Origin of the sequence: Marinomonas shanghaiensis, from assembly GCF_003259175.1 — a bacterium.
Classification (GTDB): Bacteria; Pseudomonadota; Gammaproteobacteria; order Pseudomonadales; family Marinomonadaceae; genus Marinomonas; species Marinomonas shanghaiensis.
In genome coordinates, this window is the sequence record NZ_QGOK01000011.1 from 67,228 (window position 1) to 88,422 (window position 21,195).

Annotated in this window: 22 protein-coding genes and 3 tRNA genes; 18 read left to right on the forward strand and 7 right to left on the reverse strand. The window is 43.8% G+C overall.

Going from position 1 to position 21,195, the window contains the following annotated elements; genetic code table 11:
• Positions 1-412 precede the first annotated feature (412 nt).
• From DKT73_RS09995 to cobA, 7 genes are all read left to right on the forward strand, one after another.
• Positions 413-1,294, forward strand: a complete 882-nt coding sequence (locus tag DKT73_RS09995; RefSeq protein WP_111638416.1) for a hypothetical protein — start codon at positions 413-415, stop codon at positions 1,292-1,294.
• A gap of 162 nt (positions 1,295-1,456) precedes the next feature.
• Entirely contained in the window at positions 1,457-4,201 is a 2,745-nt protein-coding gene (locus DKT73_RS10000) for a DNA translocase FtsK 4TM domain-containing protein (protein WP_408631192.1), read from the forward strand.
• 65 nt (positions 4,202-4,266) lie between these two features.
• Positions 4,267-4,896 carry an outer membrane lipoprotein periplasmic chaperone LolA gene (lolA, locus tag DKT73_RS10005; RefSeq protein ID WP_232827835.1) on the forward strand — a complete coding sequence of 210 codons (630 nt, stop codon included), beginning with the start codon at positions 4,267-4,269 and terminating at the stop codon, positions 4,894-4,896.
• Positions 4,896-6,245 carry a replication-associated recombination protein A gene (locus DKT73_RS10010; protein ID WP_111638417.1) on the forward strand — a complete coding sequence of 450 codons (1,350 nt, stop codon included), beginning with the start codon at positions 4,896-4,898 and terminating at the stop codon, positions 6,243-6,245. Before lolA ends, DKT73_RS10010 begins: the two co-directional genes overlap by 1 nt.
• A 58-nt stretch (positions 6,246-6,303) precedes the next feature.
• Positions 6,304-6,675 (forward strand): fluoride efflux transporter CrcB, encoded by a 372-nt coding sequence (gene crcB / locus DKT73_RS10015; RefSeq protein WP_111638418.1) that lies wholly within the window; start codon positions 6,304-6,306, stop codon positions 6,673-6,675.
• Positions 6,676-6,742: 67 nt separating this feature from the next.
• Positions 6,743-8,044, forward strand: coding sequence for a serine--tRNA ligase (gene serS / locus DKT73_RS10020; RefSeq protein WP_111638419.1), 1,302 nt, complete (start codon positions 6,743-6,745; stop codon positions 8,042-8,044).
• 99 nt (positions 8,045-8,143) lie between these two features.
• Positions 8,144-8,887 carry a uroporphyrinogen-III C-methyltransferase gene (gene cobA, locus DKT73_RS10025; RefSeq protein ID WP_111638420.1) on the forward strand — a complete coding sequence of 248 codons (744 nt, stop codon included), beginning with the start codon at positions 8,144-8,146 and terminating at the stop codon, positions 8,885-8,887.
• Positions 8,888-9,003: 116 nt separating this feature from the next.
• Here cobA and DKT73_RS10030 read toward each other — a convergent pair whose 3' ends face one another.
• The 6 genes from DKT73_RS10030 to hpf form a co-directional block, all read right to left on the reverse strand.
• Positions 9,004-9,324 (reverse strand): TusE/DsrC/DsvC family sulfur relay protein, encoded by a 321-nt coding sequence (locus DKT73_RS10030; RefSeq protein WP_111638421.1) that lies wholly within the window; start codon positions 9,322-9,324, stop codon positions 9,004-9,006.
• A 5-nt stretch (positions 9,325-9,329) separates the two neighbouring features.
• Positions 9,330-9,665, reverse strand: coding sequence for a DsrH/TusB family sulfur metabolism protein (locus DKT73_RS10035; RefSeq protein WP_232827836.1), 336 nt, complete (start codon positions 9,663-9,665; stop codon positions 9,330-9,332).
• A complete protein-coding gene (locus DKT73_RS10040; RefSeq protein ID WP_111638423.1) occupies positions 9,620-9,967 on the reverse strand; it encodes a DsrE family protein in 348 nt (115 codons plus the stop codon). Before DKT73_RS10040 ends, DKT73_RS10035 begins: the two co-directional genes overlap by 46 nt.
• Before the next feature lie 4 nt (positions 9,968-9,971).
• Positions 9,972-10,364, reverse strand: a complete 393-nt coding sequence (tusD, locus tag DKT73_RS10045; RefSeq protein ID WP_111638424.1) for a sulfurtransferase complex subunit TusD — start codon at positions 10,362-10,364, stop codon at positions 9,972-9,974.
• A 98-nt stretch (positions 10,365-10,462) separates the two neighbouring features.
• On the reverse strand, positions 10,463-11,119 hold the full coding sequence (locus DKT73_RS10050) for a Bax inhibitor-1/YccA family protein (RefSeq protein WP_111638425.1): 657 nt from the start codon (positions 11,117-11,119) through the stop codon (positions 10,463-10,465).
• 183 nt (positions 11,120-11,302) lie between these two features.
• The gene (gene hpf / locus DKT73_RS10055) at positions 11,303-11,620 is read right to left on the reverse strand and encodes a ribosome hibernation-promoting factor, HPF/YfiA family (protein ID WP_111638426.1); all 318 of its coding nucleotides are present in this window, start codon (positions 11,618-11,620) and stop codon (positions 11,303-11,305) included.
• Positions 11,621-11,911: 291 nt separating this feature from the next.
• Here hpf and DKT73_RS10060 point away from each other — a divergent pair, with 291 nt between their 5' ends.
• The 10 genes from DKT73_RS10060 to DKT73_RS10105 all read left to right on the forward strand — a co-directional run bounded on the left by DKT73_RS10060 (position 11,912) and on the right by DKT73_RS10105 (position 18,883).
• A complete protein-coding gene (locus DKT73_RS10060) occupies positions 11,912-12,721 on the forward strand; it encodes a DnaT-like ssDNA-binding domain-containing protein (RefSeq protein WP_111638427.1) in 810 nt (269 codons plus the stop codon).
• Positions 12,684-13,463: a replication protein P gene (locus DKT73_RS10065; RefSeq protein ID WP_232827837.1), complete on the forward strand. Its 780-nt coding sequence runs from the start codon at positions 12,684-12,686 to the stop codon at positions 13,461-13,463. The genes DKT73_RS10060 and DKT73_RS10065 overlap by 38 nt, the downstream gene beginning before the upstream one ends.
• 120 nt (positions 13,464-13,583) lie before the next feature.
• Positions 13,584-14,225 (forward strand): response regulator, encoded by a 642-nt coding sequence (locus tag DKT73_RS10070; RefSeq protein ID WP_111638428.1) that lies wholly within the window; start codon positions 13,584-13,586, stop codon positions 14,223-14,225.
• 18 nt (positions 14,226-14,243) lie between these two features.
• Positions 14,244-16,067 carry an excinuclease ABC subunit UvrC gene (gene uvrC / locus DKT73_RS10075; protein ID WP_111638429.1) on the forward strand — a complete coding sequence of 608 codons (1,824 nt, stop codon included), beginning with the start codon at positions 14,244-14,246 and terminating at the stop codon, positions 16,065-16,067.
• Between the two features lie 45 nt (positions 16,068-16,112).
• A complete protein-coding gene (gene pgsA, locus DKT73_RS10080; RefSeq protein ID WP_111638430.1) occupies positions 16,113-16,673 on the forward strand; it encodes a CDP-diacylglycerol--glycerol-3-phosphate 3-phosphatidyltransferase in 561 nt (186 codons plus the stop codon).
• A 97-nt stretch (positions 16,674-16,770) separates the two neighbouring features.
• A tRNA-Gly gene (locus DKT73_RS10085) sits at positions 16,771-16,845 on the forward strand.
• A gap of 23 nt (positions 16,846-16,868) precedes the next feature.
• Positions 16,869-16,942 (forward strand) — tRNA-Cys (locus DKT73_RS10090).
• Positions 16,943-16,952: 10 nt separating this feature from the next.
• A tRNA-Leu gene (locus DKT73_RS10095) sits at positions 16,953-17,039 on the forward strand.
• 464 nt (positions 17,040-17,503) lie between these two features.
• Complete coding sequence (locus DKT73_RS10100) at positions 17,504-18,265, forward strand: phosphoribosyltransferase (protein WP_111638431.1); 762 nt, start codon at positions 17,504-17,506, stop codon at positions 18,263-18,265.
• A gap of 321 nt (positions 18,266-18,586) precedes the next feature.
• The gene (locus DKT73_RS10105) at positions 18,587-18,883 is read left to right on the forward strand and encodes a BRCT domain-containing protein (protein ID WP_111638432.1); all 297 of its coding nucleotides are present in this window, start codon (positions 18,587-18,589) and stop codon (positions 18,881-18,883) included.
• A 110-nt stretch (positions 18,884-18,993) separates the two neighbouring features.
• Here the strand turns inward: DKT73_RS10105 and DKT73_RS10110 are convergent, their stop codons facing one another.
• Positions 18,994-20,187 (reverse strand): IS4 family transposase, encoded by a 1,194-nt coding sequence (locus tag DKT73_RS10110; protein WP_111638433.1) that lies wholly within the window; start codon positions 20,185-20,187, stop codon positions 18,994-18,996.
• Positions 20,188-20,417: 230 nt separating this feature from the next.
• Here DKT73_RS10110 and DKT73_RS10115 point away from each other — a divergent pair, with 230 nt between their 5' ends.
• On the forward strand, positions 20,418-21,041 hold the full coding sequence (locus DKT73_RS10115) for a hypothetical protein (protein ID WP_111638434.1): 624 nt from the start codon (positions 20,418-20,420) through the stop codon (positions 21,039-21,041).
• Positions 21,042-21,195 lie beyond the last annotated feature (154 nt).

A 21,195-nucleotide genomic window follows, 5' to 3' on the forward strand; every position in this document is an offset into this window, starting at 1 on the left:
GAATTAAGTAAAAAAAAATATTAGACTTGCGACTTACTGACACAATCTCGTGCTCAATTGATTTAACTGTGCATGAATAAACGAAAAAAAATGTTCTTCGTTGTCTTTATTGGATGTTTTTTGTCCAAAAAAGGCTTCAAGATGAAAAAAAAAAGAAAAAAAGTGCAAGGAATGCTTGACCGATAATAGAAAACTTGGTTTTAATCAATGCATTCCATAACGGTAATTCGAAAGCATAATCGAATGCTGTATTGGGAATTAAGATAACTGGCTTTTTTGGCAATTGTCACAAAAGTGAAATCGATCGGTTTTAAGATACATGAGTCGTTGATTTAACAGCGTTTCTTGATTTGACGAAAATCGATCAATAGGTCTACAAGGCCACACAATATAATATAAAGGGGAATCTTGAATGAAAGCGATTAAACTTGCTTCTGTGTTTGCAGTAACTGCTGTTGCGGCTGCTGTTTCTACTGCCACTTTCGCTGCTGATGCCATCATTACGGGTGAAGCTGGTGTTGAGTATGTTAGTTACGGTAGCGATCAAAATAAATTAGACGCTGCTGATGGTACTAACCTAAGTGAATTAGAGCTACACGTAGATACTGGTGTTGTTTACGCTGAGCTTGAAATCGCAGGTACTGGCACTGACGAAGACGTAGATATTGGTCTAGAAAAAATTTACGTGAAGCAAGGTGCCGTGTCTTTCGGTCGCTTTGACGGTACAGTAGCGACTGGTTCTTTCATGGGTATGGATGAGATTTACGATGGTGTTGATCTTGTTACATCTAATGATACAGACAACACTGGCGTTCGTTACAAAGTAACTCCTGAGTTTACTGTTGCATTAGAAGCAACTCGTCCAAACGGAACTGAAGATTCTGAAGTGGGTGTTGCAGCGTCTTTCGTTAAAGATTTTGGTTTTATTAAAGCAGGTATCTCTGGTGGTGCGGTAGGTGATGCTAACGCAGTAAACGTTGGTATGCAGACAGTATCTGGTCCTTTCACTGTGTCTTTGAACTACGGTGTGGGTGAGAAAGGCGCGACAGGTCAAACTGATGTTGAGCAGATGACATCTTCTGTTGCTTTTGCAGCAACTGACGCTTTGACTTTGACGCTAGAGTACTCTAACGATCTAGAGAATGAAGTAGATGGTACTTACTTCATCGCAGCTTACAAAGCTGGTGATCTAACTTATTATGTTGAAAACTACGCTGGTGATCTGTTAGACACCAAGGTTGATGCTGGTAACGATGGTGAGCGTACTATCGTAGGTGTTAAAACAGTTTTCTAAGACTTTTCTTTACAAGGCTTTTTCAATCAGAGAAAGCCTTTCTTAGTAAAAGCGAAAGCCAGCCCTTTGGGTTGGCTTTTTTTATGGTAAGCTTAGCCAACTTGTGGCTCCGCTGTTTGGAGTGTGGTTTGTTTTGATTAGCATAAGATAGGAAGGCGCGTTTTGTCAGAAGAAATGAGTGAGTCGGTACGATCACCAATTTGGGAATTGTTTGCCAAACAAGCAGCGTTTATTGCGGCTTTGCTAATATTGTTTTTTTTCGCGTTGGCAACGTATTCTTATAGCCCTCAAGATGCGGGCTGGTTTTATTCCGGTAGTGGTGGTGCTATCCAAAATTCGATGGGGCCCATTGGCGCGGTTATTGCGGATTTGGCGTCGGGTTTTTTTGGTTCTTTGTTTTATTCTTTACCTCCGCTGTTTATTTGGGTGGCTATTATTTTATGGCGCAACCCTCATTCTTTGTTACCGCTTAATAATGCTTTGCTTTGCACGATAGGCAGTATTCTGTATTTGTCCTTTGGCTCAGTGCTGTGTTTTTTGCACACAGTAGGCGAATATTCTTTGCAATACGGCCCCGGCGGCATACTGGGCCACGGTCTAGGAAAGCTGCTTTATGGCTTCATTGGTTATGATGGTGCCACGCTGGTCAGTTTGGCCTTGGTCATTTTATCTTTTACCCTATTGTCACAGTTACATTGGCTAAACCTGATGGATCGCCTTGGTGAGAGAGCTTATAATTTTGTGATCTTTGTTCGCCATAAATGGGCTGATCGCAAAGAGATGAAATCTAATGCGCGTAAAGACATCGTGGAAGCGTTTGCGGATGAGGCGGAAGAGCCTGCGATTGTTCGTAAAAGAAGGAAGGCTGCTATTGAGACGCCAAAACATGCGGCGACGTCTACTGCGCAATCCAACGATAACGTGTTATTTGAAGACGCTCGAGTCGACCGTGAAGGTGATGGTGATAATGAGGGGGATAAAAAATTCAAGTTGCGTTTGCCTTCCTTGTTTTCACGTTCAAAACCTATAAAGACAGACGACACACTGAATGATGTGGCTATCACTCACGCAGAGCCAGAATTTAGCGGTCTAGATGACTTGTCCATACAGGACGATGACATCCATTTTGGCGATACTTTGTACATCGAGGATTCTTGGTCTGATCAGCCTGATAACACAGAGCAAAATAAGACGATGGCTCCTAAACCGCCTACTATGACCCAGGCGGTTGAATGGGAAGACGAAGACGATATGTCTTTTGACATCTCGAAAGAGCAAGCGGATGCCAAGTTGTTTCAGCACGATAGTGCAGACATGATTCCGCCAGCGCACAAACCTGCGTTTCGTACCTTGTCTGAAGCAAAGCAGCTAGATTCGCTCAGTGGTCCCTATGCGGATGAGGTGGAGAATAAAAGAAAAGTAGAGACCTATTCTTTGCCAGATCGTTCGGTATTGACCACACCTAAACCGAAGCAAGGTGGTTATTCAGAAGACGAATTGTTGGCACTGTCTGAATTATTGGAGCAACGTCTTCAAGACTTTGGGGTGAAGGCGGATGTGGTTGAAGTGAACCCAGGTCCGGTGATTACGCGTTTTGAAATTCAACCTGCGCCTGGTGTGAAAGTGTCTCGTATTACCAATTTAGCAAAAGACCTTGCACGCTCTTTGAGTGTAATGAGTGTGCGAGTGGTAGAGGTTATTGCGGGTAAATCGACTATCGGGATTGAGATTCCGAATCAGGTTCGCGATACCGTGTATTTTTCCGAAGTGATTAATTGTGATGCGTATGACAGATCCTCGTCGCCCCTGACCTTGTCATTAGGTCATGATATTTCCGGTGAACCAGTGGTGGTCGATCTTGCCAAAATGCCGCATGTGCTGGTTGCCGGTACGACTGGTTCAGGTAAGTCGGTTGGTGTAAACGCCATGATTCTTAGTATGCTGCTTAAATCGACGCCTGATGAAGTGCGTATGATCATGGTTGACCCCAAAATGTTGGAGTTATCCATTTATGAAGGCATTCCACATCTTTTGACGCCTGTGATTACGGACATGAAAGACGCTGCTAATGGCTTGCGTTGGTCAGTCGATGAAATGGAGCGTCGTTATAAGCTCATGTCTAAGTTAGGGGTGAGAAATATTGCGGGTTATAATAAAAAGGTGCGTGATGCGATTGAAGCGGGTAAACCCATTCAAGATCCATTATGGCAGCCTGAGATGGCTATGTTTTCAGAGGATGGCGTAGCGCGTACCGTGCCGCATTTGGAGCCTTTGCCTTATATTGTCATTATCGTTGATGAATTTGCTGACATGATGATGATTGTTGGTAAAAAAGTGGAAGAGTTGATTGCACGTATTGCTCAAAAAGCCCGTGCTGCGGGTATTCATTTAATTTTGGCAACACAACGCCCATCGGTTGACGTTATCACGGGGTTGATTAAAGCCAATATACCCACTCGTATGGCATTTCAGGTGTCTTCAAAAATAGACTCACGAACCATTCTTGATCAGGGGGGAGCAGACCAGCTATTGGGTATGGGGGATATGTTATACCTTCCTGCTGGATTGCCAACACCCATTCGAGTGCATGGTGCGTTTGTGTCTGATGAAGAAGTGCATGCGGTGGTGGAAGAGTGGAAGCTGCGCGGGGAGCCAGAGTACATTCAGGATGTCGTTGTGAATCCTGAAGACTTAATGACTGACGGCGGTGGTGAAGACAAAGATGCACTTTATGACGAAGCGGTGAAAATTGTCATTGAAACGCGTAAAGCTTCTATTTCGTCTATTCAACGTCGTCTCAAAATAGGGTACAACAGGGCGGCTAATTTGGTTGAGTCAATGGAGGCGGCGGGCTTGGTTGGACCAATGGGGACAAATGGTCAGCGCGATATATTGATTCCAGAGTAAATGTGTCGGTTTTGGGTTCTGTTTTATGGAACACTGCCTTTTTAATGTGTTAGTGGAGAAAAATTTTGTTAAATAAAGTCGTCACTGTGATTATGTTTGTTATCGCGATTACAGCGCAAATGGGCAGTGCTCAAGCGGAAGAGGTTGCGGCGGGCTCAATAGAAAATCTGTTAGAGCTAAATCGAAACATCGAAGGTGAGTTTCGACAGGTTACTTACGATGAAAAAGGCAAACAATTACAAGTAAGTGAAGGTGTTTTTCTCCTTGCTAAACCGAATCAATTTGTTTGGGACAGTGTAACGCCTTTTGCGCAACGCATTATTTCTGATGGCAAAAACATCACGGTTTGGGATGTGGACTTAGAGCAGGCCACGAAAAAGCCGTTGTCGGGTACGGTTGGAAACTCTCCTGCAGCCTTGTTGGGTCAACCCGCTGCTGATGTGTTGCCACATTATAATGTAGCGACACTGGGCGATGAAAAGTTCCGCTTAACGCCGAAACAGAACCAAGATCTATTTCAGACGCTGACTCTATCCTTCCGAAATCAAGTGATCAGTGCGATGAGTATTTTGGATACGTTAGGCCAGACGACGGTGATTGAGTTTAAAAACGTTGAGACACACGAAGGTGTCGCGAAAGAAAACTTTATCTTAAACTTGCCTGATAATGTGGATGTGATTGTAGAAGGTCAGTAATGAAAGATCTTTTTTCGGACATGCCTTCCAAGGCGTATCAGCCTTTGGCAGCGAGAATGCGGCCGGTCAGTTTAGATGATTACATCGGGCAGTCGCATTTGGTGGGTCCGGGAAAACCATTGCGTCGAATGGTTGAAACAGGTCATTGCCATTCCTTTATTCTCTGGGGGCCGCCTGGGGTGGGTAAAACCACTTTTGCTCAGTTGCTATCTTACGCCCTTGATGCGCAGTTTATTGAAATTTCGGCTGTGATGTCTGGGGTGAAAGAGATTCGTGCGGCGGTGGATCAGGCAAAAAATTTGCGTCAAATGCGCGGTACTCAGACCGTATTGTTTGTTGACGAGGTGCACCGCTTTAACAAATCTCAACAAGATGCTTTTTTGCCTTTCATTGAAGACGGCACCTTTTTGTTTATCGGTGCGACCACAGAAAATCCCGCGTTTGAGTTAAATTCAGCCTTGTTGTCTAGGGCGCGGGTTTATCGCTTAAAAACGCCAAGCGTGGAAGATGTGAAGCGAGTGCTTGAGCGAGCGTTACAAGATCATGAAAAAGGGATTGCTGCGTACTCTCCAGACAGTGGCTTTCAAATAGACGATTATTTTTTGTCTGTATTGGCGCAGGCAGCGGATGGGGATATCCGCCGTGGTCTGAATTTTTTAGAAATATTGTCTGATCTTGTCGAGCCTGGAAGTAAGGTGACTCAAGAGCAGTTGGAAGACGTGCTAGGCGGGAGTGTGCGTCGTTTTGACCGTAAAGGCGATGTGTTTTACGACCAAATTTCAGCGTTCCACAAATCTGTTCGTGGTTCTTCCCCAGACGGTGCTTTGTATTGGATGGCACGAATGCTGGATGGCGGTTGTGATCCTTTGTACATTGCACGTCGTTTGCTAGCAATAGCGTCAGAGGATATTGGCAACGCAGATCCGCGAGCCTTACAAATTGGCTTAAATGCGTGGGATGTTTTTGAGCGTGTCGGACCGGGTGAAGGTAATAGGGCGATTGCTCAAGCCGCCGTCTATATGGCGTGTGCGCCTAAGAGCAACGCTGTATATCAAGCCTTTAATCAGGCAATGTCTGATGTCGCGGCACAACCCAGTTATGACGTGCCAGTTCACTTGCGTAATGCGCCAACATCGTTAGCAAAAAGCATGGGGCATGGCGATGAATATCGCTACGCCCATAATGAAGAGCATGCCTATGCGGCGGGTGAAAATTATATGCCAGAAGAATTAGCCAACCTACGATATTACCATCCTACAGATCGCGGATTAGAGAAAAAAATCAATGACAAACTGGCTTGGTTAGCCGATTTGGACGATCAAAGCACACAACGTCGCTATGATACTTAGTGTAATGGCTTCTTTGTGATGTATCCGTTTTAAAAAAAGAGACGTGAGAGAGATTTGCATGATGTATTTTATGATTGCCTTTGGCGGGGCCTTTGGTGCTCTGAGTCGTTATGGAATGACCAAATGGGTGAATACTTATTGGCATCATCATTTTCCTTTTGCCACCATGCTGATTAATGTACTCGGCAGCGTGCTGATGGGGGTGGCGTTTGTTTTGATAAGCGAGCGGATGCCTTCATTAGAGCCATATCGACCACTTATTATGGTCGGATTTTTAGGGGCGTTTACGACTTTTTCGACTTTTTCATTGGAAATTGTGTCACTTATTAATATGCAGGCTTGGCTAAGTGCCGTAAGCTATTTATTATTAAGCTGCATTTTAGGGGTGGCTGGTTTGGCGATCGGAATGACGGTAACTCGCGCATTTTGATCTCTGTGGTTGAATGAAGGCCCCCTAATTTATTTTTATACACTGTTTGAAGGATATTGTTGCCGAGATGTTAGACATTAAAGCCTTGCGCGCCGACCCAGAAGCCATTGCGGCTCAACTTAAAAAGAAAGGCTACGAGTTGGATGTGGCGACCTTTTCTTCCTTAGAAGAACGTCGTAAAGCCATTCAAGTAGAAACGGAACAGCTGCAGCAAGCTCGCAACTCAGTATCCAAAGAAATTGGTCAGGCGATGAAGTCTGGCGATAAAGATAAAGCCGCCGAGCTAAAAGCACAAACAGCAAATTTGGGTGATGATCTTGAAGCAGCGAAAGCGCAGCTGACGCAAACTCAAGAAGATTTTGAAATCTTCTTGGAAGGCATTCCCAATATTCCTCATGACTCTGTGCCGGAAGGTAAGTCTGAAGATGACAACGTAGAGATTCGTCGTTGGGGTGAGCCTAAGCAATTTGATTTTGAAGTCAAAGATCACGTTGATCTTGGTGAGGCCATGGAAATGTTGGATTTTGCGGCGGCGGTAAAAATCACGGGTTCTCGTTTTGCCGTCATGCATTCTGACTTGGCGCGCTTACACCGTGCACTTACACAGTTTATGATTAACACCCATGTCGATTTGCACGGTTATACAGAAGTTTATGTGCCTTATTTGGTAAATGCGGCGTCATTGAAAGGAACAGGGCAGCTGCCTAAGTTCGAAGCCGATTTGTTTAAAGTGCCAGTAGATAAAGATAGCGGAAATAACGATTTTTATTTGATTCCAACGGCAGAAGTACCAGTCACCAATTTGGTGCGTGATGAGATACTTAATGACGCAGATTTACACAAAAAATTTGTTGCCCATACGCCTTGTTTTCGCAGTGAAGCGGGCAGCTACGGTCGTGACACTCGTGGCATGATTCGTCAGCATCAGTTTGAAAAAGTTGAGCTGGTGCATGTTTGCCGTCCGGATCGTTCTGAAGCCGTACTTGAAGAGCTGGTTGGTCATGCAGAAGTCATTTTGCAGAAGCTAGAGTTGCCTTACCGTACCGTTATTCTGTGTGGTGGTGATCTAGGTTTCTCAGCACATAAAACCTACGACATTGAAGTTTGGTTGCCAGGTCAAGGCAAATATCGCGAAATTTCTTCTTGTTCTAATATGTGGGATTTTCAGGCTCGTCGTATGCAGGCGCGCTGGCGTAATCCAGAGACAGGTCGTCCAGAATTGGCACACACCTTGAATGGTTCTGGTTTGGCAGTAGGTCGTACGTTAGTGGCGGTGCTTGAAAATTACCAAAATTCTGATGGTAGCGTGCGTGTTCCTGATGTGTTGGTACCTTATATGGGCGGAAAAACATTGCTAAAAAAAGCCTAGGGCTTTTGTTTTAGAGTGTTTTGTTGCGCCAGTGCGATCGGTTTTAAATGAAAAAGCCTCTTAGAGGCTTTTTTTATAGGAAGTGGAAAACAGAAAACTATGACGGGCAAGGTCTATTTGATTGGTGCGGGTCCAGGTGACCCAGAGTTATTGACGTTAAAGGCGCATCGACTGCTTAAACAAGCGGACGTGGTGTTATACGATCGTTTGGTTGGGAAAGAAATTATTGAACTTATTCCTGAATCTGCAGAGAAAATGTATGTAGGAAAAGCCAAATCATTGCACAGCCTACCACAAGAAGAAATTAACAGCCTACTGGCCGCCAAAGCGAAAGAAGGCCACATGGTGGTGCGTCTTAAGGGCGGTGATCCTTTTATATTTGGGCGCGGTGGTGAAGAGCTTGAAGAGTTGATTGATGAAGGCGTGCCTTTTGAAGTGGTTCCTGGTGTGACTGCTGCTGCAGGTTGTGCGGCTTACGCTGGTATTCCTTTGACTCATCGTGATTATGCGCAGTCGGTGCGTTTCTTAACGGGGCATTTAAAGGACGGCACGACAGATTTGCCTTGGGAAGAGTTGGTTCACCCTGCGCAAACCTTGGTTATTTATATGGGGCTGACAGGGCTTAAAGACATCAGTCAGTCATTGATTCGTTTTGGTATGAGTCCGTCCATGCCGGTGGCGATTGTTGAGAAAGGCACGACGAGTGAGCAGCGTGTATTCACTTCCACCATCCAAGATGTTTATGACGTGTCCGTTGTGAATGAAGCGAAATCACCAGCGTTGTTGATTATCGGTGAGGTTGTGACCTTACAGAAGAAGTTAGAATGGTACGGTAAATACTAATAGTGGGTGTTTTTTTATGGGGTTGTGTAGGTCGAATTTTAGCGCGTTAAGGCTGTTGGTTTGGTGTTATCGGCTTTTGACGGCCTAAAGGCCGACCTACATGGTTTCTTGTCGGTCTATAAGCAGTTCGCAGGTTTGGGAAGGCCGGCTATTTTTGCCGCTAACTTTGGCGGGCTTCCGGGAAATAAAGTCATTAGGTAAATGCTTCTGCCTTTTTCCGCTCCTAGTTTCTTACTGACCGCTTTGACCAGTGGGCGCATGGCGGGAGACACTTCGAATTCTTGGTAGAAGTCCCGTAATAGGTGGATGATTTCCCAGTGCGCATCTGTGAGTTCAATGTCAACGTCTTGGGCTAATTGATTGGCAAGCTCTGGTGTCCAGTCTTGTAAATTAAGCAAATAACCTTCTTCATCAAGCGCTAGGTTTCTATTGGTCATATTGATTACCAGCTAATGTTTGCGTCAGCCGCAAAGGTGAGATCCACCCACTCATCATCTGACAACGCGATGCCTAATTTTGGTGTTAAACCATAAGCCTGTGCGTCGCTTTGCAAATAATAAAGTTCGGTGCCTGTTTTTTCGAGCAATGTCTGCATGGCATTGGTCTGTTGAATAATTCTTAAAAAACCGTCTTCAATCAGTAATATTTGGTCGCCTGCTTGTAAACTGTTTTGCCACGTTTTTTCTAACGTAACAGAGTAATCGAGTTGATTTATTTGGTGAAGTCGCATGATTAAAACCGGAAAACCTGTTGGTATTGTGAAAACAGCGCCTGCCATTCGGTCTCTTCAAGTGGCTTGGCGCCTGGCCATATGTTGCTGTCTTTAAGCCACGTGTTGGCTTTTTCTATATAGAGGTTTTCAATGTCATAAAATTCTAGCCCTGCTAGTAGCTTGTGAAGATTTTTACCGTGCTCAGCAGTGGGTTGCTGATTGTCTGTCAAAAGTGCGAGAGCGGCGCCAGAAATGCATAAGTCGACAGCTTGTTCAAACGTTGCTAAAACCAAGGCCAGATCCAGACCCTCTTTGCAGGCTAAATTGGCATATGGGCTGGTGTTTAGGTGGATTAATGTGTGTTTCATTGGGTTACCTAAACTGAATGATTTTGTTCGTGGTGTTCATTAGATCAACAAGCGTGCCTAATCCTTCTAGTTGGAAGTGCTCCGCAAGGGTGTGTTGCTCTAGTTCATAACGACGACTTTCAGTGTCGTTAATAATGCCGCGTCTTACTGCGGCAGCGATGCATAAATACAACGGAACGTTATGTTGCTGCGCTATGTCTTGCCACGCTTTCATGAGATTGATTTCATCTCTTGGTGGTTGTGCTATCTGGCTGCCAATCAACACGGCATCTTCGTAAAAAAACACACCTTTTATGCTGTCAGGGTATTTTGACAGGGCGGCTTTAATAAAGCGCAGACCGCTATGGCAGGCCTTGGTTTGATAGGGAGAGCCTGTGATAAGCAGGGTGTATTGCATTAAAAAATGACCTTTAAAATAAGCTTTATACGCGAATGACTTGATTTTACACACAAAAAAGGCCGCAGTCAGCGGCCTTTTCGTATTGCTGTTTGGAATTACTCGTCGCGAGCCATACCAAGCAATGATAAAACGCTTAGGAACATGTTGTATAAAGACACATACAAGTTCACTGTTGCCATAATGTAGTTGGTTTCACCACCACGAACGATTTGGCTAGTTTGCAGTAAAATCACCGCCGCTGAGAAGAGTGCAAAACCAGCAGAGATAAAGATTTGCAGAGCTGGCATTTTTACAAAGATACCGGCGATAACAGCAAACAATAGGACAAAGAAACCGACCGTAATAAATCCATTCAGGAAGCTAAAGTCTTTCTTTGATACTAGGGCGTAAGCCGACAAGCCAAGAAACGACAGGCCTGTGATGCCCAGTGCGCTCATGATTAGGCTGGCACCATTCGACAAACTTAAGTAAGCACTTAAGATAGGTCCAAGGGTAAGGCCCATAAAACCAGTCAAGGCAAACACACAAAGAATACCAGCAGAGCTGTTTTTAAATTTATGTGTTAAGAAAAGCAAACCATAAAAGCCTACTAGCGTGATAATAAGGCCAGGATGGGGTAAGTTGAAAGCCATGCTCATGCCCGCAGTGAAGGCGCTGAACAAAAGGGTAAGCGACAACAGTCCGTAAGTATTGCGGAGCGTTTTGTTGGCCGCTTGTGACGAGTGTGTCGAAAGGGCTTCAGTGTAACGCATGGGATTACTCCTTTAGGGTTTAAGACTATCAATAGACTTAATATGCAGCCGAAAGTTCCAAACTTCAAGCTTGAATGTTTTTTTGCGCTGGCAAATACAAAAAAACACCGCAAACATGGCGGTGTTTTTCCTAGATGAATGGTAATAACAAGTGTTAACGATACCGAAACAAGGTTTTCTCTATTAGTGTGTTGTTAGTGCTTTGTGTGTCACGCTAGACTGTTTGGTTTTGTGTTTATCGATTTGTTTTGCTAGCTTCTCAATCATTTCGTCTATGGCATGAAATAGTCTGTCTTCAGAGGATGCCGCGGCAAATATTTCTTTGCCTGGAATATGTACTCTCGCTTCGGCTTTCTGACTTTTGCTGTCTTTGAGTAAAGTGACGCTCACCGAGGTGATTTGGTCCGTTAGTTTTGCTATTTTGCTGAGCTTGTCATGAATGTGTTCTTTTATTGCTGGGGTAACGTCGACGTGGTGACCAGAAATTTTGGTAGTGTGCATACTACATTCCTCCTGAGTAACATTTGCCAAACAAACAACAGATAGGATTTAGCACAGATCTAACGTGTTTTAATCGCCATACTGTTATTCTGAGCATAGGCCTGGCTTTGGCTGCTGTCAAAGCTTTTTAATGAGGAATGACGGGTAAAGCATTAGAGTAAAATCGAGTGGTTGTGAGTGGTATTTGAACCGAGTTGATTGAAGGTTCTCGTGCTTATAGGGGCGGCTTTTGATAGACTGTTAGGCTAACGGTTGTGTTAGGTATGTAAAGCAAAGCGCAAAGCGAGATTTATGTTGGATAACGACTATTCATTACCGATATCATTTTCAATGGCAGCCCAGATTGGCTTAGAAGAAACGGTGTTGCTGACTTTTTTGAAGCAGCAAGCGTATCTGGTCAACTCTCATGTATTACGTGTCGAAATGAATCGGCTCAGTGCACAGTTACCATTTTGGACTGTGCCAATGCTGATGCGTTTATTGGCGAACTTGCAAATCAGTCAGCTATTAAGTTTTCAGCGCCAAGAAGAAATATTAGAAATTCATTTGTCTTCACCTCAGAAGGTGGCTCAAGCGGTCAAGCCTGCAGCACAAATGATAGACAAAGACGACTCATTAATGAATAAAATGGATCGTTTGCACAGGGCTGCTCGAGAGAAAAACGAAGAGTTCACGCCGCAGCCTAAAAGTTATCCTGCGAAGCAGCCAGTTCGGCAATATGATGTGCCATCGTCACCGCCTGTGGTGAATGATCGTCGAGGTGTCACGGATTTTGACTTGTATTTGGAGCAGAAAGAACGTGCTCGACAGCCCGATCAATGGCAGCCTGAAGAGGCAACGTTGGAACAAATAGGTCAAGCTGGCATCGCTCGAGAATTTGCCTTGTCGCTACAGACAGAATTCTTGTTAAGAATTAAAGAACAACGCAAAAACGTTCGAACTTGGAACAGCGAATTTTTCAAATACGTGAAACGTCAGTGGCAATACAAACAATCGGATCGGTCTTCATATGAAGGAACCTCAGACAGTACAAAATTTACTAAAACCTCTAGAGAACAGGTTAGTGACGCCCTCAACAACATCCACGACACAGACTGGTGAGTTTGCTTCTGGCGGTTACGCTAACAGCGGTCAAACCGCTCGCGAATCAGGTCCTACAGAGGCAGAACAGCAAACACGAGTCTTAGTGAACATGTTGTTTGCGCGTTTTAAGGCCATTTATACCCATAAATTTGCCTCCGCTTACAGCACCACTGATGAAGTGAAATTAGCCAAGCGTGAGTGGGCGATTGCATTAAAAGGGTTTCAAGAGCCCTTATTGGCTTATGCGGTAGAACGGACTAAAGAGGTTCATGCTTGGCCACCGACGATTGCTGATTTTTTAAAGTTGATTAATACGGCCTATAAAGCTTATGGTTTAGTTGATCCCCGTTCTGCGTACCTTGAAGCGTGTGCTTGTCGTTCAGATCCTTTGCAGTATAAATGGAGCCATCCAGCGGTTTTTTTTGCCGGCTCGGAGGTGGGCTGGTACAAAATCAAATCTGAAGAGGAGCGCGTTAGCTGGCCGCTTTTCGAGCAAAGTTATTTAAAAGCGGTTGACCGAGTGATTGCTGGAGAGCGATTGGTGATTCCGAAAGTCATTATGATCGAAAATCAGCAGCCGCTTGCCGTGAAAGATTTGGCCAGTAAAATCGCTAACGACTTGTCTGTTGATGAGGCGCAAATCGCACCATTGTTGTATTACACGCAAAAAACTTATGGATCCGGTGTGCGTAATCGTTATCGCGAAATCAGTCAGAAAAAGCTTTTAGAAATGGGCTATACGAAAAAGTTGCCAGATTAACGGTGCGTTTTCTCTATTTCTTATATAACATAATTTTTTATTAGCAGGATGCTATAGGCGGTTTCATTCTAGGTAAGGTGGAAATCGACACGAGGTGTGAGAAAATTTGGTGAGGCGGTTATGTTAAAAGTATTAATTGTTGACGATCATGATGTGGTAAGCCAAGGCATTAGTCGCGTATTACAGGATGTAAAAGGTGTTCAGGTCGTGGGCGTGGTACATTGTGGCGAGGAAGCCATTATTCAGGCTAAAATATTGTTGCCGGATATTGTGTTAATGGACGTGCATATGCCTGGAATCGGTGGTTTAGGGGCGACCAAAGAAATAAAGCGCATTCTGCCTAAGACTAAAATCATTGCTTTGTCGGCATTAGATGACAACCTATACCCAGTCAAACTGCTTGAGGCGGGGGCTTCTGGTTATTTAACCAAAGGCACCAATACCTCTGAATTGCTTGAAGCCATTCAAGTGGTATTTAAAGGTGAGCATTACATTTCTAAGGGTGTGGCTCAGAAAATGGCTTTGTCTAAGTTTTCTATTGATGGTCAAGGATCACCATTGGGGCAATTATCAGACAGAGAGTTGCAAGTGGCTCAGATGATAGTGGATTGTAAAAAATCCAATGAAATCGCAGAGCAACTTAATGTCAGTCCTAAAACCGTGAGCACTTACCGTACGCGTATTTTTACTAAGTTAAATATTGACAGCGACGTTGAGCTTATTCGTCTTGCGGTACGCTACAATGTGCTTGGTATGGGCTAGGCATAAAACGAGGTATGTTTGAGCCATTCAGAATTTGACCCTAAACATTTTGTTAGCCATTTAACCACTCGGCCAGGCGTTTATCGCATGTACGATGTGCACGGTGAATTGCTGTATGTTGGGAAAGCGAAAAATCTAAAAAACCGTGTGGCGAGTTATTTTCGTGTCACAGGGTTAACGACCAAGACCATGGCACTGGTGAGTCGTATCCACAGCATTGAAATTGCGGTGACAAAGAGCGAAACCGAAGCGCTATTGCTTGAGCAGACGCTGATCAAACAGCATCGCCCACCGTATAATATCCTGTTACGAGACGACAAGTCTTATCCTTATATTTTGTTGTCTAACCACCACCATCCCGCTTTACTATTCCGTCGCGGTGATAAAGCCGATAAAGGCACTTTGTTTGGCCCGTTTCCAAGTGGTAGCGCGGTAAAGGAAAGTTTGATTACCATGCAGAAGGTCTTCAAGGTGCGTCAATGCGAGGACAGTACTTACTCCAATCGCTCTAGGCCTTGCTTGCAATATCAAATTAAGCGTTGCTCTGGGCCTTGTGTGAACTTAATTAGCGATGAAGAGTATGAACTAGATGTTCGTCACGCACGCATGTTTTTGCAGGGTAAGGATCAAGAGCTTACGGCAGAAATTACCACACAAATGAGTGCTGCAGCCGCCGACATGGAGTTTGAGCGTGCGGCGGAATTACGCGACCAAATCATTCAGCTCAAGCATATTCAAGAGCAGCAGCATGTCTATGGGCAAACGGGCGAAGCTGATGTTATTGCTACGATTATTCAACCCGGTGGTTTGTGTGTTCATGTAATGATGGTGCGCAAAGGCAAGGTGGTGGGCAGTAAAAGTCATTACCCAAAAATGCCGATCGAAATCACGGAAGGTGAATTATTATCGTCTTTTATCGCTCAATTTTACCTAGGTGGTATTCAAGAGTTACCGAAGACGCTTATCATTAGCCACGAACTAGACGATGTTGATGCCTTGGTGGAAGGAATATTTGAAACCACGCAGAAAAAAATCGAAGTGGTTAGCAGTGTTAGAGGGCAGCGTGCCCGCTGGTTGGATTTGGCAAAGCTCAATGCAGAGCAAGGCCTACAAGCTCGTTTGTCAGATAAGCGCAATCATTTTAGCCGCATTACCGCGTTGCAAAAGTTATTGGGGTTTTCCGAACCGCCAAAACACATGGAGTGCTTTGATATTAGTCATTCTAGTGGTGAGGCAACGGTCGCCTCTTGCGTCGTGTTCGGACCGGATGGTCCCGACAAAAAGCGTTATCGTTCCTTTAACGTTGAAGGTGTTGAGCCTGGTGATGATTACGGTGCTATGAAACAAGCGTTGACTCGTCGTTATAAGCGCGTGAAAAGTGGTGAATTAGAAGCACCAGATGTTTTGCTTATTGATGGTGGTAAAGGACAACTGACACAAGCGGAAAGTGTGCTGAAAGAATTGGGGCTGGTGAATATATTTTTGTTAGGCGTTGCCAAAGGTGATACCCGCAAACCTGGCCTTGAAACCTTGTACATTGGTTCCAAAGAGGATGAGGTGGTGTTGCCGCCTGATTCTGCGGCATTGCATCTGATTCAGCACATACGTGATGAGGCGCATCGGTTTGCGGTAAAGAGCCATCGCCGTAGACGCGATAAGAAACGTCGACACTCGGTATTGGAAGACATTCCTGGTATTGGGCCGAATCGCCGTAAAGAGCTGCTGACGGCGTTTGGTGGCTATCAAGAATTACTATCGGCTAGTCAGGATGATATTGCCAAGGTGAAAGGGATTAGTGCCAAAAAAGCAGAAGAAGTGTATCTCCACCTCCATAAAAGCTAGGGTTTGCTAGGTGTTGGTGCATCTAGCGTAATAATTAGGAATAAAATGAACATACCGAATATTTTAACGTCCGTGCGGATCTTTATGATTCCGATTCTTGTGGTGATTTACTATTTGCCGTGGGAAGGTCGCTACTACACCTGTGCGATTATTTTTGCACTGGCAGCGATCACAGATTGGCTAGATGGCTTTTTAGCAAGAAAGCTGGATCAATCTACCGCATTTGGTGCGTTTTTCGATCCGGTCGCCGATAAGCTCATGGTGTCGATTGCTTTAGTCCTGCTAGTGGCTAGCTACTCCAATCCGCTCCTAACGTTAGCCAGCGCTGTTATTGTTGGTCGCGAGATTGTGATCTCGGCGCTGCGTGAATGGATGGCGGAAATGGGTAAGCGTGCAAGTGTTGCCGTGTCGTATATTGGTAAGTTGAAAACTACCATGCAAATGTTGGCGATTTTCATTTTATTAGGCAGCCGACCAGACACGCAAGAGGCTCATGTGGGCGAGGCTGTCTTGATTGCGGCGGCGTTATTAACCCTTTGGTCTATGTATATATATTTAAAAGCGGCTTGGCCTGAGCTAATGTCCAAAGAGTCGCACAAAAATTAAACAGATTTAAAAAAAAGTGCCTAAGTTAGTTATTTATTTGGATTTTTTCCTTGACGTGAAAGCTCAAATACATAGAATAGGCACCGTCTTTTGAGACGCGGGAATAGCTCAGTGGTAGAGCACAACCTTGCCAAGGTTGGGGTCGCGAGTTCGAGCCTCGTTTCCCGCTCCAATCAAAAGATGTATCTGATATGAGGCCGGATGGCAGAGTGGTCATGCAGCGGACTGCAACTCCGTGTACGCCGGTTCGATTCCGACTTCGGCCTCCAAATCAGATATGCCCGGGTGGTGAAATAGGTAGACACACAAGACTTAAAATCTTGCGATAGAAATATCGTACCGGTTCGATTCCGGTCCCGGGCACCATTTATGGTGCCTTTTTTTATGCCTGAAATTTATCAGAGCGTAAAATCACTTCTGAAAGTTCTTAGCTCGTCCAAGTCTTCTTAATGTCTTTCTTTCGATATCTTAATCGCGTTACTCCAAATTGTGCGCTTTTCCGCTTATATGCTATCTTTTCTGAAATTCTTCACACACCTTAACAATACGAATTGGAGTTTCACATTGGTAACAGCTTACAAACATGGAAGTGGATTACGGGCGCAAGCTCGGGTTAACGGAAAAAGAAAAAGCAAAGCTGGTTTCTCCACTAAGCGGGATGTCATGGCATGGGCTGTAAATGAAGAGCGTCTAACAAAAGAAAGTGCTTTTTCAAAGGCTTCGTGCCGTTCTTCTCATCTGATTTTGCCTAACTTAGAGAAAATCAGCCTAAGAGTTTTGTGCTGTGAATATTGCGTACCAAATATAAGCGATAGTTCAGGACTGCTTGGATGACTAAGAAAGTAGTATCCATTAGTGACTATAAGCAGCCTTTTATTGAAACTAGGACTCCTTGGAATGATTTTCCTCCTGTATTTTCTTTCGCTACGCTTAAATCTGCATCAAACCATCCAAATTATGAAGCATCAAAAAATGGTTTAGATGTCAGTGCAGCTATTCCATTGGTGGATGATGTAATAAGCAGTGTGGCTTTTGAAAGATTTTTAGAATGGATGGGAGGATCGAGGGATTTTGAGGTGGTGCCAGTTTATGCAGTAGAAGAAGGAGGGGTTAATCAAATTCCGTTGGCCTTGGCTCATACTATCTCATCAAGGATTGGGGTAGAGCTTTGTGTTGATATCATCCAGTCTAGTAGAGCGTTTAGAACGAATAAAACGGCTTTTTATCGCTTAGTAAATTTTCCCGAGTTTTATGGGGATGTAGTACCGAATAAAAAATATTTAATTGTTGATGATACGCTTACTATGGGAGGTACTATTGCTTCGCTAAGGGGGTTTATAGAAAATAATGGCGGTATAGTGATAGGTGCTGTTGTCTTGACCTGCTTCCAAGAACAAACTAGTATTAATGTCAGTATGAAAATGTACAGTGCTTTACTAGATAAGCACGGGGAGAGATTGGATGAATGGTGGAAATCCTTCGTTGGGTTTGGTTTGGACAAACTCACTCAAGGTGAAGCAGGACATCTTAAAAAAGCGCCAGACATTGAGTCAATCAGAGAAAGAATCGCTGAAAGCCAGTCTGAAACGTAATGCTTCTTTTATGTCACGCCAAACTTTGGCAAATTAAAGAAAAATTTTCTAAAAGAACCGCCCACTAGGCGGTTTTTTGTGCCTGCCGTTTGGTTCGACTAGCGTAAAAGGCTAAAACGATTTACTGTAAAGGATTAGTCAGTAACTGTGCTATTGGTCTTTATCAATACAAATGTGCATAAATGCTTACAGCGATAGCGAAAGGGAAGTTATGGCTAACAACTATTTAGCATATCCCTCTGATTATCTATCTACGACAATATTAAGCTACATGCAAGCTGGTATCGCTTCCTAGAAACGGGCGCCGCCGATGCACACCCTATGGACCACATCGTAGGCAGCATCGAATCCATGAACCACGAGGGTGCGGTCATTTATTTTACTGGTGTATTCAACACAGGTACCCGCAAAGAAGTAGAAGTGATTGCTATCAAGCTGGGCGCTACGCCTCGTAAAGACCCGAGCAAATCGATTTATTATGTTGTTATCGGCTCGCAAGTATCGTCGGATTTGAAGCACACTAGCTTTGGCCGCAAGATACAAAAGGCGATAGAACTAAGGGATGGCGAACATCCGCTTATCATCCTAACGGAACAAGAGTGGGTTAGGTTTATTTAGCCTATTATCAATGGTTAAAAAATTAAATTGCCACAAATTTTTTTGATTCAGGTGTAAGGAGTAGGGTGAAGATTTTAATTTCACTCTGACTCTGAGGTATCCCCGCGAATTTAAACCATAAAACCTTCACCCTTAAACAGCTGTTCGGCGAATTGCCGAACTCCTTCTCGCCATTGTTTGAGGGGGATTTTGAGGTTCGTTGATAGTGCTTTTTTACCAAGAAAAAAGTGCGAGAGTACTCTGCGTTTGCGAGTGCTAGAAGATTGAAAACGATACGCTAATCCAGCCTGTTCAACCACTTTTCCTAACAAGATAAGCACCATAGCGGTCAGCGTTGTCAGTAAAACCAGCAGCTTCATTCTGGCTAAAATTTTAGTGTAGTTATGCTCGAAACCTAAGCCGAATTTTGTGCTTTTCATGTCTCTAAAACTTTCTTCTATTTGCATTCGTGTCTGATAAACCTTCACGCTTTTCTTGGCAAACGAGCTGTTCTTTGACAATGATGAAATCAACAACCATGGCTCTTTTGCGCCACGAGCCGCGGTTAACGATGTCTTTGATGCTTTCGTTGATCCATCTTGGTTTAAAGAGTGCCGACCTTTTGGCTTTCTTTTGTAGAGCGCTAGATGACAAAAGTGAGGCGTTGATTGATCTAGATTCAACGAAAGTGACTTTGGCGTGCTACTGGCTGTAGGAAATAAATGTGAGATACAACGCCACGATTCGCTTTTTTCATCAAAAAACTTACGTGGTCGACGGACACGTCCGACATAATCCCAACCTAAGCTTTTTACTAACTCTATCCAAGGCAGTTTAAAACCAGCATCCGTGACAATGATTGGTTTGGTCTCTTTTGGAAGAAGTAATTTTAGCGTGGCAAGAAAGTACTTGTGTGTTTTCGGTTTCTCCTTGGTTTTAATGTCATGCACTTCTTCGTATAGAGTAAATGGCCGACCTTGAAAGGCCACTACCGCCCTGATGAGAAAGTGTTGTTTTCGCGCATCAAGATCCGACCAATCGACACTGATAATGGGTCGACCTTTGCTCGCAAAAAGGTGACACATATGAGCATAAATAGAGAGTGATTCTTGTTGTAAATGAGCGTTAGAAAGCACTCGATCAGCACGTTTGATGCAGTGTTTTTCAAAGGCTTTGGATTGAATACCTCTTCCAATACTAGTCACCGTACTGAGATTACCTTGTGCAAGACTTTGAACGCAGGCCGCTACAGCATTGCGTCGAACTTTGTGCATATTTGGGCTGACAAATGGAAGGGTTTTGTTCAGAATAGTCGTCGCGTTCATGGCTCTCGTGTTTGGTTGTTTTTGGCGAAATTATTGATCACCAAGGGTCATGAACGTTCCCTTCTTGCGTTAACTAATTGTTATTTATATAAAATTCGTGGGGGGCCTCAGACTCTGACCCTATTTATTATACGGCCATCCACTTATTATTTTGACAGAGCGGCAGTGGAGCCAGTTTATTTAGTTTGAACTCAAAGTCGAATATAACCAATGTGAAGGAAAGGATTGTTATGGGTGATAAGCAGAAGCTGATAAACAAGATATATGAAGTTGTTAATGGTAACTACATGTGTATCAGAAATTGGGGTGTTTATCTGGTTAATGACGACTTTAAGGGTGAGCCTGAGCTGCGAAACAAAATTGGTGTAATATGGTTTTGTTCTCTATTTGATACAGCGATGGCTGATGCATGGGATTTGCCAAAATATATTAAAGAAGCTGAATCTAATGGTTGGACTAAACTGGCTGAAAATACTAAGAATATTATGAATTTGTGTAAGTTATCGACTGAGCTGTTTGAAAAATTAACAAGAGAAGAGCAGATATTTCTTACTGATATGAGAAATCAACTAGTGCATGGTGCTTTTAATAACCGTCACGAAGATAGAGTTTCAATAAAGTATTTTATTTCTGGGAAGTTAAAATCAGAAAAAATTTCTAAAGAAGATTATGCGTTAATCGTTAGTTCATTTTATCAAAAAGGAAATTTAGATGTGACCTTAAAAGAAATTCTTGATCGAATTTTGAAAGATAGAAAGGATAGATACTGGAAAATGATTGGGTTATTAGTCGATGGACGTTCTATCATATACGATTCGCTTGTAAACGATAAGACCATAAGAATAACAGTGTAATAAGATAAAAACCGCCCTACCTGAGGTAGGGCGGTTTGTTCTTTTACTTGCGGAAGATAAGCGTTAACAGTTTTACAATGTTAACGATTAAGCTAATCACAAGGACAGCTACTTCTAGCATATGGCCCCCATTATCCTGAGGCCGCTTGGTCAT